The following is a 17,602-nucleotide window of genomic DNA, read 5'->3' as shown; positions in this document are numbered from 1 at the left end:
ACCATGGCGCGGGTTCTTCTCATCGTTGGCGGCGGCATCGCGGCCTACAAGTCGCTGGAGCTGGTGCGCCTGCTCAAGAAGGCCGGACACCAGGTTACGCCGGTCCTGACCAATGGCGGCGAGCATTTCGTCACGGCAATGAGCTTGGGGACGCTTGCCGAAAGCCAGGTGCACACCTCGCTGTGGGAGCTGAAGGACGAGGTCGAGATCGGCCATATCCAACTCAGCCGCTCGGCGGACTTCATTCTTGTCTGCCCGGCCACTGCCGACATGCTGGCGAAGATGGCGGCGGGCATCGCGGACGATCTGGCGACCACCCTGCTCCTCGCCACTGACAAGCCCGTCGTCGCGGCGCCGGCGATGAACGTCCGCATGTGGCAGCATGCCGCGACCCAGCGAAATGTCGCGCAGCTCAAGGCCGACGGCGTCCGCGTCATCGACCCGGCTGAAGGCGACATGGCTTGCGGCGAATTTGGGCCCGGTCGCCTGCCGGAACCGCGGGACATCGTGGACCAGCTGGCCCACCTGCTTAAGTGAGCCTCGCCGGCAAGCACATCCTCGTTACGGCGGGACCGACGCACGAGCCGATCGATCCGGTCCGCGTGATCGCCAACCGGTCGTCGGGACGACAGGGCTTCGCGATCGCGCAAGCCGCCGCTGAAGCAGGCGCGCGCGTGACCTTGGTAGCCGGACCGGTGCACCTCGATACTCCTGCCGGCGTGACGCGCATTGATGTCGAAACGGCGGGCCAGATGGCTGACGCTGTCTTCAAAGCGCTCCCTGCCGACGCTGCGATCCTCGTGGCGGCTGTCGCGGATTGGCGGGTCGAGGCGTCAGCGAGCAAGCTCAAGAAAGGCGACGGACCTCCGCGGCTTCACTTCGTACCCACCCGCGACATCCTTGCCGAGCTGGGCGCGAGCGACCAGCGGCCACGCCTGCTCATCGGCTTCGCAGCGGAGACCGACAACGTCGTCGAACAGGCGATCGCCAAGCGCCTCAAGAAGAACGCCGACTGGATCGTCGCCAACGACGTGTCCGGCGACGTCATGGGGGGTCACCGCAACCGCGTGCATCTCGTGACTGAAGCAGGCGTCGAGGATTGGCCCGAAGGCGCGAAGGATGAGGTCGCGCGTCAGCTCGTCGACCGGATCGCGATCGCCCTAGGCTGAACCGCACGCCCGGCAGCGTGGATCCGCCGGAATGCGGATTGCGCGCCATTCGAGTTTCTCGCCGTCGAACAGGTGAAGCTGTCCCTCTTGATGCGGCCCCGCGCCAACCGTACGATTGATCGCCAACAGGGCGGCGAAGCTTCCGACGGTGGCTGTCAGCGCCCCAAGCACACCGAGTTCGGCGCAATTGTCGCAGTCGTCAGCGTCAAACGCGTCGCCGACGAAGCAGCGATAGCAGGGCTGCGACTTGAACAGCCCTACCTGTCCCTGAAACTGCACCGCCGCCGCGGATAGCAGCGGAATGCCGAGCGCCACGCAGGCGTCGCTCACCGCCAGCCGCGTCGCGAAATTGTCGCTGCCGTCGATGACGAGGTCGTGATCGGCTAGCAATTGCTGCGCATTGTCCGCGCTTATCCGCTGCTGAACGGGACGCGCGTCGACGTGCCGGTTGAGGCGGTGCACGAACTGAAGCGCGAGATCCGCCTTGGAATACCCGGCATCGCGTTCGCGAAACAAAGGCTGGCGATGGAGGTTGCCAAGTTCGACAGTGTCGTCATCGATGATCGTGAGTTGCCCGACGCCAGCCCCCGCCAGCGCCGGAATAACCGCGCTGCCGATTCCGCCAGCACCAATGACGGCGATGCGCGCTTCCTTCAGCCGCCGCTGTCCCATGCCGCCGACCTGCGGGAGCACGATATGGCGCGCGTAACGATTAAGCTCGTCGTCCGAGAGGTTCACTGGCCCGTCGAGCCGAACCCGCCCGCGCCGCGGTCGGTCTCGCTGAGTTCGGAGACGTCGCGGAACGACGCCTTGAGCACCGGCGCCGGCACCAGCTGCGCAATCCGCTCACCCCGCCGAACCTCGAACGGCTGGTCGCCGAGATTGGCGAGGATTACCTTGACCTCGCCCCGATAATCTTCGTCGATGGTGCCGGGTGTGTTCAGGCAGGTAATGCCGTTCTTGAGCGCAAGCCCCGAGCGCGGCCGCACCTGCACCTCGTAGCCCGGAGGTATCGCAACGGCGAACCCCGTTGCGACAGCCTGACGCTGCCCCGGCGCCAAGGTCAAATCCTCCGCCGCGACGACATCCATCCCAGCCGCCCCATCGGTCGCATAGGTCGGCACCGGAAGCCCCTCGCCATGCGGCAATCGCTTGAGCTCGATCTCGATCATTTCTTCTTCCGCGCCGGCTTGCGGCCCTTCTTCGCCGGCGGGCCCTTGGCCGCGCGCTCGTCGATCAGGCGGATCGCTTCGTCCAGCGTCACCGCCTTTGGATCGGTCCCCTTCGGAATCGTCGCGTGCGTCGCGCCGTCGCTGACGTAGGGACCGTAGCGGCCTTCCAGCACCTTCACGTCCTTGCCGTTCGGATGCTTGCCCAGCACGGCGATCGGTTCGCGCGCCGCGCCGCGCTGACGCCCAGCGCCCGACGCCGCATCGGCAAGCTTCGCCACGGCCGCATACATCCCGGTCTCGAACACCTCCGCGGTCGACCCAAGCTTCGCGTATTTGCCGTCGTGCGCGAGGTACGGCCCGTAGCGCCCGATCGAGGACGTAATCGGCTTGCCCGTCTCCGGGTGCGCACCGATCTCGCGCGGCAAGGAAAGCAGCCGTTCCGCCACCTCGGCCGTCACATCCTCCAGCGGCACGTCCTTCGGGATCGACGCGCGTTTGGCGTCCTTGCCCTCACCCCGCTCGACATAAGGCCCGAACCGCCCCGTTTTCAGCGAGATGCCGTCACCGAGATCCGTCGGCCCGTCGCTCTGCGCGCCTTCACCGCCGACCTGTCCGAACTTTTGGGTGAACTTGCAGTCCGGATAGTTGGAGCACGCCACGAAAGCCCCAAACTTGCCGCCACGTAGCGACAGCCGGCCGTTGCCGCATTGCGGGCAGATGCGCGGATCGCTGCCATCCTCGCGCGGCGGATAAAGCCACGGCGCCAAGAACTCATCGAGCGCCTGCGTGATCTCGCTCGGCTTCTGGTCCATGACCTCGCCCGCCTTGGGCTTGAAGTCGCGCCAGAAGGCTTCGAGCAATTTCTGCCAGTCCAGCCGACCGCCGGAAACATCGTCCAGCTCGTCTTCCAGCTCGGCTGTGTAATCGTAGCTGACATACTTCTCGAAGAAGCGCTCGAGGAACGCCGTCACCAGCCGCCCGCTCTCCTCGGGAACGAACCGCCCCTTGTCGACGCGCACGTATTCGCGGTCCTTCAACGTCTGCAGCGTCGCCGCATAGGTCGATGGCCGCCCGATCCCCAGTTCTTCGAGCCGCTTGACGAGGCTCGCTTCCGAATAGCGCGGCGGCGGCTGGGTGAAGTGCTGGCTGGACTCGACGCCGGTCCGCGCGGGAACATCGCCTTCGCGCAGCGCGGGCATCCGCGCACCTTCTTCGTCCTGCGGATCGTCGCGGCCTTCGTCGTACAGCGCCATGAAGCCCGGGAAGAGCACCACCTGCCCCGTCGCCCGGAGCACCGCCCGTCCCGCCCCGTCGCTCAGCTCGACCGTCGTCCGTTCGAGTCGCGCCGACGCCATCTGGCTGGCCAGCGCACGATTGTAGACCAGCTCGTACAGCCGCGCGTGGTCGCCCGATGCTGCGCGCGCCTTGGAGAAATCGGTCGGCCGTACCGCCTCGTGCGCTTCTTGCGCGTTCTTCGCCTTGGTCTGATATTGCCGCGGCTTGTCCGGAACGTAGCCCGCGTCATAGCGGTTCGCGATCGCCTTGCGCGCGGCGCTGATCGCCTCAGGAGCCATGTCGACGCCGTCGGTCCGCATGTAGGTGATCAGCCCGTCTTCGTAGAGTGACTGCGCCACGCGCATCGTGTGGCTGGCCGAGAAGCCGAGCTTGCGCGCGGCCTCCTGCTGCAGGGTGGACGTCGTGAATGGCGGCGGCGGGTTCTTGGCGAACGGCTTGGTCTCGATCGACGAGACGGTGAACCGCCCAGCCTCGACAACCGCCTTGGCCGCATCGGCATCGCCGCGATTGCCGATCGTCAGCCGCTCGATCTTCTTGCCGTCGAGTTGGACCAAGCGCCCGACGAAGCTCTGCCCGTCCTTCTCGAACGTCGCCGAGATCGACCAATATTCCTGCGGCTTGAACAGCTCGATCTCGCGCTCGCGATCAACGATCAGCCGCAGCGCGACCGACTGCACCCGGCCCGCCGACTTCGCCCCCGGCAGCTTGCGCCACAGGATCGGCGACAGCGTGAAGCCGACCAGATAGTCGAGCGCCCGCCGCGCGCGGTAAGCATCGATCAAATCAGTGTCGAGTTCGCGCGGCTTGCCCATCGCTTCGGTCACGGCCGACTTCGTGATGGCGTTGAAGGTCACCCGCTGGACATTGGCCGGCAGCGCCTTTTTGCCCCGCAACACCTCCTGCACGTGCCAGCTGATCGCCTCGCCCTCGCGGTCGGGGTCGGTGGCGAGGATCAAAGTATCCGCCTTCTTCGCCTCGTCCTGGATCGCCTTCAGCTGCTTCGACCGGTCGGGCGAGACCTGCCACAGCATCTCGAACGCCTTCTCCGGATCAACCGAGCCGTCCTTGGGCGGCAGATCGCGCACATGGCCGAACGAGGCCAGCACGCGGTGCCCGCTGCCCAGATATTTTTCGATGGTTTTCGCCTTGGCCGGCGATTCGACGACGACGAGCTTCACAACTTCCCCTCACGCATACGCGTAAGGTGGGGACTCCCGAATTGCCTCGTCAACTGCTGCGGCGGCGAAATGGCCGGCTGAGCCGCCTCCACACGAGCCGCGGAAGCCATCGCAACGCCAGTGCCGCGCTAGACGATCGCTCGCTATTCGCTTCAAACCGGTAGAAGGGCGGCTTAGCATCGTGGCATATCTCGCGGGCGACATGGAATTCACCGCCATCGAAAAGCCCCGCGGAAACGGCGAGTTCCGGCCCGTCCTGCGGACGGTGGAAGATATGACTTCCGCATTCCGCGCAGAACCCACGTTCCGCCGCCCACGATGAGCGAAATACTTTGACGGTTGACCCGTCGATGCGGGTGTCGGGCGGTGCCTGGAGCGACATCCACGGCCCGCTGCCCCAGCGGCGGCACATGCGGCAATGGCAGACGCCGACGTCAGCAATCGACCGGGGCAAGATGACGCTCACCTCGCCGCACATGCATTGCCCCCTCATTCCGGTTACCTCAGGCTGACTTTCCCACCCGCATGGCGATCCAAACGCCCGGCTAAGTCAAGTTCGAGCAACGCCATCTGCACCGCGCCGCTCGGTGCGCCGGACAGCCGGATGATCTCGTCGACCGGCACTGGCGATGGGCCAAGCAATCCCTCGATCAGCCCCGCCGCGTCCTCACCATCGGGTTCGTCGGCATAATAAATGTCCGACGTCGCCCGAACGCGGCTTTCCGGTTGTCGCACGGCTTCCATCACGTCGCCGGCATTCTGAATGAGCGTGGCGCCGTCGCGGATCAACTGGTTGCAGCCCTGCGCGCGCGGATCGAGCGGCGAGCCGGGCACCGCCATCACCTCGCGCCCCGCCTCCGCAGCCAGCCGCGCGGTGATCAGCGACCCCGACCGCGGCGCCGCCTCGACGACGACGGTCCCCGCGCTCAGTCCCGCGATGATCCGGTTGCGATAGGGGAAGTGACGCGCGCGCGGCTCGGTCGCCGGCGGCATCTCGGCAAGCACCAGCCCGCGCTCGAACATCGCTTCCTGCCGCGCTTGGTTTTCAGGCGGATAAAAGATGTCGATCCCGCCGGCGATGACGCCGATCGTCCCGCTTTCCAGCGCGCCGTCGTGCGCGGCGCTGTCGATGCCGCGCGCCAGTCCGGACACGACCGCGACATCCTGCAGCCCAAGATCATGCGCCAACCCACGCGCGAAGCGGCACGCGGCCGCCGAAGCATTGCGCGCACCGACGATTGCAACGGCGGCTCGATCCAGCAAACCGACTAGCCCGCGCGCGATCAGCAACGGCGGCGCATCTTCGAGTTCGGCGAGCAATCGCGGGTACAACCCCTGCCCCAACGCCAGATATCGCGCGCCGAGCTTCTCCACCCGCGCGATCTCGCGCTCAGCCTCCTCACGCGTACGCAATACCGGCGCCTTGCCGCCACCGCGGCGGGCAAGCTCCGGCACGGCCTCCAAAGCAGCTGACGCGCTGCCGAAGCGACGAAGCAATTGACGAAATGTGACGGGCCCGATCCCGGGCGTGCGCAACAGTCTGAGGCGGTCGACTAAATCTTCGATCAAGCTTTCGCTCTCCCAATGCGTGGCTCGGTGCCTCTCGCGAGGCGGAGGATGTTTTCGCGATGCTTCCACAGCACCAGCACCGCGAAACCGAGCAGCATTGGGGTGAGGTTGGAATGAAGGATGAAGGCGACGAGCGGCGCACTGACTGCGGCCGCCATTCCTGAAACCGACGAGATTCGGAGCGTCAGCAACAGGAAAATCCAGATGATTGCGTAGGTGACGGCGGCGACCCAGAATTGCAGGCCGATCAGGACGCCCAGCAAGGTGGCAACGCCCTTGCCGCCGCGAAACTTGAGCCACACCGGATAAAGATGCCCGATCATCGCGCCGGCGGCAGCGATCGGCGCCAGCTCGTCACCGAAGAAATGGCGCACCAGCATGATGGCGGCGGTCGCCTTCAGGCAATCGAGCAGTAGCGTGAGGGCCGCGAGCGGCTTGCTTCCCGTGCGCAGAACATTGGTCGCGCCGATATTGCCGGACCCGATGTCGCGAACGTCCCCCTTGCCGGCAAGCCGCGTCAGCACCAGCCCGAACGGGATCGACCCAAACAAATAGCCAATCGCCAGGGCAAACAGCATCTCACGCGTCATCGGGGTGGTCGTAGCAGAACGACTGCCGCCAGCAACATCCGCTCTCCCTGAGCTTGTCGAAGGACTGCCGTCTCTCTTAGGGCGGACAAAGCAGGACTTCGACAGGCTCAGCCCGAACGGAGATTACTTTGACCCCCGACGCTCCGCTCCTCTTCTTCGATTCCGGTGTCGGCGGCCTCTCCGTGCTCGGCCCGACGCTTAAGCTCCTCCCCAACGCGCCCATCGTCTACGCCGCGGACAGCGCGGGTTATCCCTACGGCAAGCGCAGCGAGGCCGAGATTGCGAGCCGCGTGCCCGCTTTGCTCGGGCGCCTCGTCGAGCGCTTCCACCCGCGCCTCGCGGTCATTGCCTGCAATACCGCGTCCACCATCGCGCTGGAACATGTGCGGTCCGCGCTGGATCTGCCGGTCGTCGGCACCGTTCCCGCCATCAAGCCGGCGGCGGAAATGTCGCGGACTCGCGTGATTGGCGTGCTCGGCACCCAGGCGACCGTGCGTCAGCCCTATGTCGACGAACTCGCCGCACGTTTCGCCGCCGATTGCACCATCATTCGCCATGGCTCGCCCGAACTCGTTGAACTGGCTGAGGCCAAGCTAGGCGGCGACATTATCGACTTCGACGCGGTTCGCGCCGCGGCGCAGCCGTTGTTCGATGCGCCAGACGGTGATCGGATCGACACCATCGTCCTCGCCTGCACCCACTTCCCGCTGTTGGATGACGAACTCACTGCGGCCTTTCCTGGAATTACCTACATCGACGGGGGGCCGGGCATTGCTCGTCGTATTGCTTACCTTACCCGCGACCAGGCTTGGCCGCGCGAAACGCAGCCTGGCCTGATGCTGTTCACCTCGCCGGTTCGCCACCCCTCGCTGGCGACGCTAACGGGCTACGGGATCGGCGAGGTTAAAACCCTGTAATTTCGAGCCGAACCGTCCGCAGGGTATGGAATTGCCGGCAGGCACCCGTTAAAGGGCCGCGGCAAGAGCTGGTCTTGGACTACAACCGCATTTTCCAATCCGCGATCGACCGCCTTCATGACGAGGGCCGCTACCGCGTGTTCATCGACATCCTGCGCACCAAGGGCAATTTCCCCAACGCCATGTGCTTCGGCGGCAATGGACCCAAGCCTATCCGCGTTTGGTGCTCCAACGACTATCTCGGCATGGGCCAGCACCCCGCGGTCGTGACGGCGATGGAATTGGCGCTGCACGATGTCGGCGCCGGATCGGGTGGCACCCGCAACATCAGCGGCAACACGCATTATCACACCGAGCTGGAGGCCGAGCTCGCCAGCCTGCACGGCAAGGAAGGCGCGCTGCTGTTCACCAGCGGCTACGTCTCGAACGAGGCCGCGCTATCCACGCTGGGCAAATTGCTCCCCGGCTGCGTCATCTTCTCGGACGAACTCAACCACGCCTCGATGATCGCGGGCATCAAGAGCTCGGGCTGCGAAAAACGCGTGTTTCGTCACAACGACCTCGAGCATCTCGAGGAGTTGCTGGCCGCCGAGGACGCCGACACGCCGAAGCTGATCGCGTTCGAGAGCGTTTATTCGATGGACGGTGACATCGCCCCCATCGACGCCATCTGCGATCTTGCCGACAAATATGGCGCGCTGACCTATCTCGACGAGGTCCATGCGGTCGGTATGTACGGCGACCAGGGCGGCGGCATTTCGGAACGCGACGGGGTCGCGCACCGGATCACGATAATCGAAGGCACGCTCGGCAAGGCGTTCGGCGTCATGGGCGGTTACATCACCGCCGACCGGATGATCATCGACTGCATCCGCAGCTATGCGCCCGGCTTCATCTTCACAACCTCGCTGTCGCCGGTGCTGGTCGCCGGTGCGCTGGCCAGCGTCCGCCACCTCAAGGCTTCCGCCGAAGAGCGCCGCGCCCAACAGGAGGCGGCAGCGATGCTTAAGGCCAAGTTCACCGCCGCGGGCCTGCCGTTGATGCCAAGCGTCACGCACATCGTGCCGCTACTCGTTGGCTGCCCCGTCAAGGCGAAGAAGATCAGCGACATCCTGCTCGCCGAATACGGCCTCTATGTTCAGCCCATCAATTACCCGACCGTCCCGCGCGGCACCGAGCGTCTGCGGTTCACCCCTGGCCCGCATCACGATGCGGACATGATGGATGAGCTCGTCGGCGCCCTTGTCGAGATTTTCGGCCGCGAGGATATTCGCCTGGCCGCCTGAGGCTGTCCTACAGGCCGTGTCGGCCGTTATGTCGGTTCAGCCTGGCTGCATATTCGCTAAAGTTACACAAACGGCGCTGCTCGGCGTGAACTTAGTGACTTTAAGCGACCTGCCGGTGGCAATGCCGAGTGACGGGCGCTAGGGATTTGGCCATGCGCATCGCCCTTTCCGCCGATCATGCCGGTTATTTGCTCAAAGACGAGCTGATTGAGTGGCTCCGCGAGCAGAATCACGAGATCGTCGACCTTGGTACCAACGGGCCGGAAAGCGTCGACTATCCGCGCTATGGCGCTTCGCTCGCCGAGGCACTGGCCGACGGCCGCGCCGAGCGCGGGATCGCCATTTGCGGGTCAGGCATCGGCATTGCCATCGCCGCCAACCGCAATCCTGCTTGCCGCTGTGCCCAGGTCGCCGAGCCGCTGTCGGCCGCGCTGGCTCGCAGCCACAATGATGCCAACGCAATCGCGCTCGGCGCACGGCTGATCGGCATCGAGATGGCCAAGGCCTGCGTCGCCGCCTTCCTCGACGGCAGCTTCGCCGGCGGCCGTCACCAGCACCGGGTCGACCAGCTCGCCCACCCCGAACCCGCCGATAAGGAGAATGCCTGACATGGCCGACATCGACAGCAAGATCGCCGGTCGGTACGCCGTGCCGCAGGGCTTTTTCACGCGCGGGCTCGGCGAGGCCGATGCCGCCGTCAACGAGGGCGTCCGCGCCGAGCTTCACCGGGAGCAGACGCAGATCGAATTGATCGCCTCAGAGAACATCGTTTCGAAAGCAGTGCTCGAGGCGCAGGGCTCGGTGCTCACCAACAAATATGCGGAGGGCTATCCGGGCCGGCGTTACTACCAGGGCTGCGCACCGTCCGACACGGTCGAGACTCTGGCCATCGAGCGCGCGAAGGAACTGTTCGGCTGCGGCTTTGCCAACGTCCAGCCGCATTCGGGCGCGCAGGCCAACGGCGCGGTGATGCTGGCGCTGACCAAGCCCGGCGACACGATCATGGGCATGAGCTTGGATGCGGGAGGTCACCTCACGCACGGCGCCAAGCCGGCACTGTCGGGGAAGTGGTTCAATGCCGTCCAGTATGGCGTTCGCGCCGACGACCACCTGATCGACTTCGATCAGGTCGAGGCGCTGGCCAGGGAGCATAGGCCGACGCTGATCATCGCCGGCGGTTCGGCCTACCCCCGGCACATCGACTTCGCCCGCTTCCGCGCGATTGCGGACGAGGTTGGGGCGATCTTTATGGTCGACATGGCGCACTTCGCCGGCCTCGTCGCCGCAGGCGAGCATCCGACGCCGTTCGGCCATGCGCACGTCGTGACGACGACCACGCACAAGACATTGCGCGGTCCGCGCGGGGGCATGGTCCTGACCGACGACGAAACCATCGCCAAGAAGATCAACTCGGCGGTGTTTCCGGGCCTGCAGGGCGGCCCGCTGATGCATGTCATCGCTGCCAAGGCCGTCGCCTTCGGCGAGGCCCTGCAGCCGGAGTTCAAGAGCTATGCCAAGGCGGTGATCGCCAACGCTCGCACGCTCGCCAACCGGCTCAAGGAACGCGGTGCCGATCTTGTCGCCGGCGGCACGGATACCCATCTCGCGCTCGTCGACCTGCGCCCGCTTGGCCTCACCGGCAAGGACGCCGATGAGAGCCTCGAGCATGCCGGCATCACCTGCAACAAGAATGGCGTTCCGTTCGATCCGCTACCGCCCGTGAAGACCAGCGGTATTCGCGTGGGATCACCCGCAGGCACGACGCGCGGCTTCGGCGAAGCGGAATTCCGCGAGATCGCCGACATGGTCGCCGACGTGCTAGACGGCCTCGCCGCCAACGGCCCTGAGAACAATGGCGCGGTCGAGCAGGCCGTGAACGAGCGCGTCCGCGCGCTTTGCGCCCGCTTCCCCATCTACCAAGGCTAAGATGCGCTGCCCGTTCTGCGCCCACGAAGACAGCCAGGTTAAGGACAGCCGGTCGAGCGAGGATGGCGCGGCAATCCGTCGACGCCGCCAATGCGAGGCCTGCGGCGCCCGCTTCACGACCTTCGAGCGCGTCCAGCTGCGCGACCTCACCGTCGTCAAGAAGGACGGCAAGCGCGAGCCGTTCGACCGCGACAAGCTGGCCCGCGCCATCGGCCACGCCTGCCGAAAGCGCGACATCGATGCGCAGCGCATCGACCGCCTCGCCAGCGGCGTGCAGCGACAGATGGAAACGATGGGTGACGAGGTGACGACCGCGCGGATTGGTGAGGCCGTAATGGCGGGCCTGAAGTCGCTCGACCACGTCGCCTACATCCGCTTCGCCAGTATTTACAAGGACTTCAGCGAGCCGGGCGATTTCGCGGAGATCGCCGAGCGCGTGGAAAAGGAAGCGACCCCGCCGCCGGGCCACGACAAGCTGCTGTGAGCGAAATTCCGAAGCCGGTCGTCGTGCTAGTCCGGGCGCAGCTCGGCCAGAATATCGGCAAGGCCGCCCGGGCGATGCTCAACTTCGGCCTTACGGAGATGCGGCTCGTCGCTCCCCGCGACGGCTGGCCCAATCCGGAAGCTGGCCCCGCGGCCAGCGGCGCCGATGTCGTGCTGGCCGATGCGCGGGTGTTCGACACGGTCGCCGACGCGGTGGCCGATTGTGGCCAGGTCTTCGCGTCAACCGTGCGCCGCCGCGACCTCGTCATGCCCGTCGTCGGTCCTGACGCGATGGCTGACAGCATCACCGCGTCGGCCGCGCGCAGTGCGATTTTGTTCGGGCCGGAACGGTCAGGCTTGGAGACCGAGGACGTGGCATTGGCCAATGCCATTGTCACCGTTCCCATCAATCCCGAATTCGGATCGCTGAATCTGGCGCAGGCCGTCATTTTGCTCGCTTATGAGTGGTCGCGCCGGAGCAGCCTCGCCCAGCCTCCCGCCAAGGAACTTGAACCGCCGGCACCGCACGCGGAACTGGAAGGTCTGGTCGGCCACTTCGAGCAAGAACTCGAGAAGGCCGGCTATTTCCACCCGCCTTCGCGTACACAGGCGACGAAAAACACGCTGCGGACGATATTCACCAAGGCGAGCTGGTCGTCACGCGAAGTGAAGGCGGTTCGTGGAATCATTCGCGCACTGGTAAATCCTCGCAGGACGCAGGATTGACCGTTAAGCCGTTGAAGCGCATCAACATCTTGTAAGAGGAGTTGGGGCATGATCTCATTCTTTATCGCTGCGACAGCGTTGGCCGGGGATCCCGCGGTTCCACCGATGGCGACGGATGCGAAGCCGAAAAAGGAAGCCAAGATCTGCCGCACGCAGGAAATCACCGGTACGCGGATGGGTGGCCGCACGGTCTGCAAGACAACTGACGAGTGGCGGATCGAAAAGGAAGATGCTGAGCGGATGCTCAACGGAAGGCGCGATACATTCGACACGGCTCCTGCCCGCCCTGCCGGTTTCTAAGCCATGCTATTGCTTGCTATGTTGGCTTTCCAAGCCGCACCGGTCCCCCAAACGGCCAATGACAAGGACCCGGTCATCTGCACGCGGCAGAACGTTGGCACCGAAGTCGGCACGCATATGCGTCCCAAGAAGGTCTGCATGAAGAAGTCCGAGTGGGATTTGATCGAAGCGCACACGAAGGAGACGCTTCAGTCGATCAACGGCCGCGGCAATAATCCGGGCCGGGCGGACGGCCACCGCCTGAACAACGAATAGGCGTCGAATTTGACCGCAAGCGCCCTCTTGGCTAAGGGCGCCGCTCGCAATTGATCCCGCATGCCCGGTGAAGCGGTGATCGCGTCAGTCGACTGGACTGGCGGTGCGGTCCCGGGCGGACATGACCAAGCAAATTGGAGACTGACACGTGACGAAGCGCACCAGCGCCAAATATAAGCTCGACCGCCGCATGGGCGAGAACGTCTTCGGACGCCCGAAGAGCCCGGTGAACCGCCGCGAATACGGCCCCGGCCAGCATGGCCAGCGTCGCAAGGGCAAGCTCAGCGACTACGGCATTCAGCTGCGCGCCAAGCAGAAGCTGAAGGGCTATTACGGCGACATCACCGAAAAGCAGTTCAAGAAGCAGTATATCGACGCCAGCCGGATGAAGGGCGACGCCTCGCAGAACCTGATCGGTCTGCTCGAGCGCCGTCTGGACATGGTCGTCTATCGCGCCAAGTTCGCGCCGACGATCTGGGCCGCCCGCCAGCTGGTCAGCCACGGCCACATCCGCGTCAACGGCGTGAAGTGCAACATCGCCAGCCGCCGCGTGAACGTCGGCGACGTGATCGAGCTTGGCGCGAAGGCGCAGGAAATGGCGCTGGTCATTGAGGCGCAGAGCCTCGCCGAGCGCGAAATCCCTGATTACGTAGTTCCGGACGGCACGTCGAAGATCAGCTTCACGCGCGTCCCGAAGCTCGACGAGGTCCCCTATCCGGTCCGGATGGAGCCGAACCTCGTGATCGAATTCTACTCGCGCTAATCGCTAACGCATCGGCGCATGATGAGGGCGGCCGGCATAAAGCCGAGCCGCCCTTTTTCGTGTCAGTGACCGATCGTGCGGTCGAGCAGTGCCCCGATGTGCGTCAGCAGTTCGGTGCGTGCATCGCTGTCGTCGAGCTGATGCTCAAGGTCCTTGTAGCGAAGGAACTCTACCGGCGTGCCGTTGCGCTTCAGCGCCGCTTCCATGCGCTGACTGTGCGCAATGCGAACATTTCCATCGAGGTCGCCATGTGCCAGCAGAACGGGCACCTTGATTGCCGAGGCGTGATGGAGCGGCGAGCCGGCCTGCAAGTTCGGTCCCTTGCCGATGAAGTCTTTGGCAATGTCGGCATTGGTGTACCCTTCCGCATCGGTGCGGAGCGCCGACAGATCGGTCACCGGCGCAATGGCAACGACCGCCTTGTACCGGTCAGGATCCGTAACCGCCGACTGCAGCGCCGCATAACCGCCATAGGACCAGCCGACGATCGCCATGCGCTTCGGATCGGCGATGCCTTTGTCGACGAGATACTTCGCGGAATCCCGAATGTCGCTCATGGCGGTCTTCCAGTCACGGAAGGCGTTATCGCCCATGAAGTCGTCGCCGTAGCCCGCCGACCCCCGGTAATTGGGCTGAATCACGACATAGCCCTGCGAAGCCAGAAATTGAGCTAGCCAGTCGAAACCCCATTCGTCGCGAGCGCTGGGGCCGCCGTGTGGGAGGACAATCGCCGGCCGGTTGGTGGCGGGGCCGTCCGCGCTCATCGTCAGATAAGCGGGAATTTGCTTACCGTCCGCCGAGGGATACGTGATCGATTTGACAGGTGCCAACACCTTGCCGTCCAGGTTCGAACGGTCAGCCATGATCGGCGACATCTTGCTGCTGGCGCGGTCGAGCAGATAATAGGTCCCCGCATCGCGATCGGAAGCCGAGTGGATCAAGAGCTTCGTACCGTCGCGCGAACTGCCGGCGAATTCCACCAGCGGCGTGTTCGGCAAAGCTCGGCCGAGCTTGGTCGCGAGGTCGCGAAAAGTCGGGTCGGTGTAGACCGTGTGCTGGACGTCGTCCGTGTAGCGATAGCCAATCACCGGAGATCCGCGCGTCACCCTGACGACCCCGTCGATGTCCACGCGATCGTTCTTCGCGACCAATTGCGCAGTTCCGCTGCCGTCCAGCCTCATCCGGTACAATGCATCACGGCCGTTGAGCGCCTGCAGGAAATACAGCGAGTCACTCGGTTGATCGACCGCGACGGGGTTCAAACCCTTATTGTTGACGCCATCGTAGGTGGACAGGTCGATCCATTTCTTGTCGTTGGCTCGGCGATATTGATATCTGATCCGACCGGTCAGCTGCTGGCTGTCCCCGACGACCTCGTAAACGCCGACCACCCGGACATTGCCGTGTCCATCGGTCAGATACCGCCACCCATTCTGCCTGGGCTTTTCGATCGAGGTTGTTTGGAGGTTCTGCAGGTCGATCCGGTCAACGCCAAGACCACCGACCTTCTCCTGAGATTCGATAATCGAGCCTGTCCGGCCACTTTGCGGCACGTATTCACGCGCCATCAGCACGGCAGCCCGTTTTTCGTCGGGTAGCCAGTCGAGGATCTCTCCATCGTTCTGATGGAGGCCCTGGTCACGATCGGTGGCCCGAACGCCCAGCGACTTGATGGACGCCTTCGTGGTGTCGATCGCGAACAGTCGGGAGAAGCCCACCATTTGACCGACGAGATTGGTCATCCCGCCAAATTCGCAGATCAGCATCGTGTCACTGGCGAACTCGCAACTCGTGAGCGAGGCCGGCCGGCCGTCGGACGTTGTCAACCGGGTTGTCTTGCCGGTGGCTACATCCAGCACATCCACGGCTGTTTTTGAGCCGCCGATTGCAGAAAGGTACACGACACGATCGCCGGATGGAGACAAATCCGCCGCGAAGCTGTCGGGCCGCGAACCAAAGAGTTTGGCGGCCTCCGTCAACGGCATTGGTGACGCTACAGCGGAGCCCGCAAACGCAATTGCGGACGCCAACAACATTCCTGTGACTTTCATGAGCCCCCTTCCCTCGGCACCTCAATCATGCATTCCGTTCAAAGACTTGCAAGATTCTAAATTTGGCGTTGGCGTGGGACACTGTTAGCGGCGCGGCGATGACAACTCCTCCCCTTCCGGAATGGGCGCCGCACCAAGCGGTATGGATCGGCTTTCCCAGTGACCCCGAACTCTGGCTGGGAGATCTCAAGCCGGCGGAACGCGAAGTCGCAGCCTTCGCCGAAGCAATCCACGCCAATGGCGCTGGCGAGCAGGTCTGGCTTGTCGCCGCGAATGAGGGCGCCGCCGAGAATGCGCGGCGCCTGGCCCCCTTTGCCGAGGTGATCATGGAGCCGTTTGGCGATATCTGGCTCCGCGACACCGGATCGATCGTTGTGGGCTCCGGGGCAAGCCGCCAAGCTCAAGGCTTCGTCTTCAACGGCTGGGGCGGAAAGTACGACCTGGAGGGAGATCAGGATATCGGAGAGCGGCTGGCTGTTCGGGCTTCGCTGCCATCCGCCAAAGCCGATTGGATCCTCGAAGGCGGGGCGATCGATGGCGATGGGTCAGGCACGGTGATCACTACCGAGCAATGCGTGCTCAATCCGAACCGGAATCAACTAAGCCGCGAGGAAACCGAAGAGCGCTTCAGAAATGACTTGGCGTTTGAACGCGTCGTCTGGCTCGGATCGGGATTAATGAACGATCACACGGACGGCCACGTCGACAATCTCGCCCGCTTTGTAGCTCCGGGGCGCGTAGCCATTCCGACGGCGACCAAGGATGATCCGAATGAAGCGGTATACAAGGATGCAGCGCGCCGTCTTGCTGAAGCCCGGCTCGACATCGTGACCCTGCCCTCCCCCGGCCGGATCGTGGATGATGACGGTGAGATCATTCCGGCGAGCTACATGAATTTCTACATCGGCAATGCCGCGGTGGTGGTCCCGCAATATGGCGCGGCGAACGACCGCAATGCCGTCGACGTCGTTCAGGCGCTATTTCCGGACCGCGTTGCAATCGGCCTGCGTGCCGACCACATCCTGACCGGAGGCGGCAGCTTCCACTGTATCTCCCAGCAGGTTCCCGCATGACCAAGCTCAACGTCGCTGCGCTGCAGCTTGCCTTCACCGACGACACCGCCGCGAACATTCGCGCGGTGAGCGAGCTGGTGCGCGAGGCCGCAGGCAAGGGCGCGCAGGTCGTGCTGCCGCCTGAGCTGTTCGAGGGCCCCTATTTCTGCCGGGTCGAGGATGAGAGCCTGTTCGCGACGGCGATGCCAACGGCCGAGCATCCAAGCGTTTTGGCGATGCAGAAGCTGGCGGAAGAGCTGAACATCTGGATCCCGACCAGCTTCTTCGAGCTCGACGGCCCGCATCATTACAACAGTCTCGCGATGATCGGCCCTGATGGGAAGATCGCCGGCGTCTATCGCAAGAGCCATATCCCCGACGGGCCGGGCTATGAGGAGAAGTTCTACTTCCGCCCCGGCAATACTGGGTTCAAGGTCTGGAAAGGGCCCGACAAGTTGACCCTAGGCGTCGGCGTCTGTTGGGACCAATGGTACCCGGAGACCGCGCGCGCGATGATGCTGATGGGCGCGGATATCCTCTTCTACCCGACCGCGATCGGCACCGAGCCGCACGACCCCGATCTCGATACGTCGCGCCTGTGGCGCCGTGCGATGATTGGTCACGCGGTCAGCAACGTCGTCCCCGTCGTCGCCGCGAACCGCATCGGCACTGAACATGGGCAGCGCTTCTATGGCCACAGCTTCATCTGCGACGAACGCGGCGACATGCTTGCTGAGTTCGGGGCGGAAGAAACCGGCGTCCTGGTTGCCGAACTAGACCTCGTGCAGGCGAAGAAGCATCGCGCCGCCTTCGGCTTCTTTCGCGACCGCCGGCCGGAACTCTACGGGCGCCTCGTTCAGGACGTCTGA

The 17,602-nt window shown here is 64.4% G+C and carries 18 protein-coding genes and 1 pseudogene; 12 read left to right on the top strand and 7 right to left on the bottom strand.

Annotated features, from left to right (window positions below; translation table 11 throughout):
• The first annotated feature begins 3 nt into the window (after window positions 1-3).
• Window positions 4-1,169: pseudogene (gene coaBC / locus QU596_RS01395) on the top strand (bifunctional phosphopantothenoylcysteine decarboxylase/phosphopantothenate--cysteine ligase CoaBC).
• Here coaBC and QU596_RS01390 read toward each other — a convergent pair.
• From QU596_RS01390 to plsY, 6 genes are read right to left on the bottom strand one after another with little or no spacing between them, the layout of a single operon-like run.
• Window positions 1,161-1,907: a HesA/MoeB/ThiF family protein gene (locus QU596_RS01390; RefSeq protein ID WP_308516572.1), complete on the bottom strand. Its 747-nt coding sequence runs from the start codon at window positions 1,905-1,907 to the stop codon at window positions 1,161-1,163. The pseudogene coaBC and the gene QU596_RS01390 overlap by 9 nt on opposite strands.
• Window positions 1,904-2,341, bottom strand: coding sequence for a dUTP diphosphatase (gene dut, locus QU596_RS01385; RefSeq protein ID WP_308516571.1), 438 nt, complete (start codon window positions 2,339-2,341; stop codon window positions 1,904-1,906). The genes QU596_RS01390 and dut overlap by 4 nt, the downstream gene beginning before the upstream one ends.
• The gene (gene topA, locus QU596_RS01380) at window positions 2,338-4,815 is read right to left on the bottom strand and encodes a type I DNA topoisomerase (RefSeq protein ID WP_308516570.1); all 2,478 of its coding nucleotides are present in this window, start codon (window positions 4,813-4,815) and stop codon (window positions 2,338-2,340) included. The genes dut and topA overlap by 4 nt, the downstream gene beginning before the upstream one ends.
• A 49-nt stretch (window positions 4,816-4,864) precedes the next feature.
• A complete protein-coding gene (locus tag QU596_RS01375) occupies window positions 4,865-5,293 on the bottom strand; it encodes a GFA family protein (protein WP_308516569.1) in 429 nt (142 codons plus the stop codon).
• Window positions 5,294-5,313: 20 nt separating this feature from the next.
• Window positions 5,314-6,384 (bottom strand): DNA-processing protein DprA, encoded by a 1,071-nt coding sequence (dprA, locus tag QU596_RS01370; RefSeq protein ID WP_308516568.1) that lies wholly within the window; start codon window positions 6,382-6,384, stop codon window positions 5,314-5,316.
• Entirely contained in the window at window positions 6,381-6,974 is a 594-nt protein-coding gene (gene plsY / locus QU596_RS01365; protein WP_308516567.1) for a glycerol-3-phosphate 1-O-acyltransferase PlsY, read from the bottom strand. Before plsY ends, dprA begins: the two co-directional genes overlap by 4 nt.
• A 122-nt stretch (window positions 6,975-7,096) precedes the next feature.
• Between plsY and murI the strand changes: the two genes are divergently transcribed.
• The 9 genes from murI to rpsD all read left to right on the top strand — a co-directional run bounded on the left by murI (window position 7,097) and on the right by rpsD (window position 13,630).
• Complete coding sequence (gene murI / locus QU596_RS01360) at window positions 7,097-7,891, top strand: glutamate racemase (protein WP_308518018.1); 795 nt, start codon at window positions 7,097-7,099, stop codon at window positions 7,889-7,891.
• A 74-nt stretch (window positions 7,892-7,965) separates the two neighbouring features.
• Window positions 7,966-9,177, top strand: coding sequence for a 5-aminolevulinate synthase (gene hemA, locus QU596_RS01355; protein WP_308516565.1), 1,212 nt, complete (start codon window positions 7,966-7,968; stop codon window positions 9,175-9,177).
• A 152-nt stretch (window positions 9,178-9,329) separates the two neighbouring features.
• Complete coding sequence (gene rpiB / locus QU596_RS01350; protein ID WP_308516563.1) at window positions 9,330-9,785, top strand: ribose 5-phosphate isomerase B; 456 nt, start codon at window positions 9,330-9,332, stop codon at window positions 9,783-9,785.
• Between the two features lies 1 nt (window position 9,786).
• Entirely contained in the window at window positions 9,787-11,103 is a 1,317-nt protein-coding gene (locus QU596_RS01345) for a serine hydroxymethyltransferase (protein ID WP_308516562.1), read from the top strand.
• A gap of 1 nt (window position 11,104) precedes the next feature.
• Complete coding sequence (gene nrdR / locus QU596_RS01340; protein WP_308516560.1) at window positions 11,105-11,587, top strand: transcriptional regulator NrdR; 483 nt, start codon at window positions 11,105-11,107, stop codon at window positions 11,585-11,587.
• Entirely contained in the window at window positions 11,584-12,312 is a 729-nt protein-coding gene (locus QU596_RS01335) for an RNA methyltransferase (RefSeq protein ID WP_308516559.1), read from the top strand. Before nrdR ends, QU596_RS01335 begins: the two co-directional genes overlap by 4 nt.
• 48 nt (window positions 12,313-12,360) lie before the next feature.
• Window positions 12,361-12,612, top strand: a complete 252-nt coding sequence (locus QU596_RS01330) for a hypothetical protein (RefSeq protein WP_308516557.1) — start codon at window positions 12,361-12,363, stop codon at window positions 12,610-12,612.
• A 3-nt stretch (window positions 12,613-12,615) separates the two neighbouring features.
• Complete coding sequence (locus QU596_RS01325; protein WP_308516555.1) at window positions 12,616-12,867, top strand: hypothetical protein; 252 nt, start codon at window positions 12,616-12,618, stop codon at window positions 12,865-12,867.
• Window positions 12,868-13,015: 148 nt separating this feature from the next.
• The gene (gene rpsD, locus QU596_RS01320; RefSeq protein ID WP_308516554.1) at window positions 13,016-13,630 is read left to right on the top strand and encodes a 30S ribosomal protein S4; all 615 of its coding nucleotides are present in this window, start codon (window positions 13,016-13,018) and stop codon (window positions 13,628-13,630) included.
• 62 nt (window positions 13,631-13,692) lie between these two features.
• On the opposite strand, the gene QU596_RS01315 is transcribed toward rpsD, so the two are convergent.
• A complete protein-coding gene (locus tag QU596_RS01315; RefSeq protein WP_308516553.1) occupies window positions 13,693-15,615 on the bottom strand; it encodes an alpha/beta hydrolase family protein in 1,923 nt (640 codons plus the stop codon).
• A gap of 164 nt (window positions 15,616-15,779) precedes the next feature.
• Between QU596_RS01315 and QU596_RS01310 the strand changes: the two genes are divergently transcribed.
• Both QU596_RS01310 and aguB read left to right on the top strand, forming a co-directional pair.
• Window positions 15,780-16,754: an agmatine deiminase family protein gene (locus tag QU596_RS01310; RefSeq protein WP_308516551.1), complete on the top strand. Its 975-nt coding sequence runs from the start codon at window positions 15,780-15,782 to the stop codon at window positions 16,752-16,754.
• Complete coding sequence (gene aguB / locus QU596_RS01305) at window positions 16,751-17,602, top strand: N-carbamoylputrescine amidase (RefSeq protein ID WP_308516549.1); 852 nt, start codon at window positions 16,751-16,753, stop codon at window positions 17,600-17,602. The genes QU596_RS01310 and aguB overlap by 4 nt, the downstream gene beginning before the upstream one ends.

The sequence above is a fragment of the Sphingomonas flavescens genome (assembly GCF_030866745.1).
In the GTDB taxonomy this organism is placed as follows: Bacteria; Pseudomonadota; Alphaproteobacteria; order Sphingomonadales; family Sphingomonadaceae; genus Sphingomicrobium; species Sphingomicrobium flavescens.
This window is presented reverse-complemented; position numbering and strand designations above follow the sequence as displayed.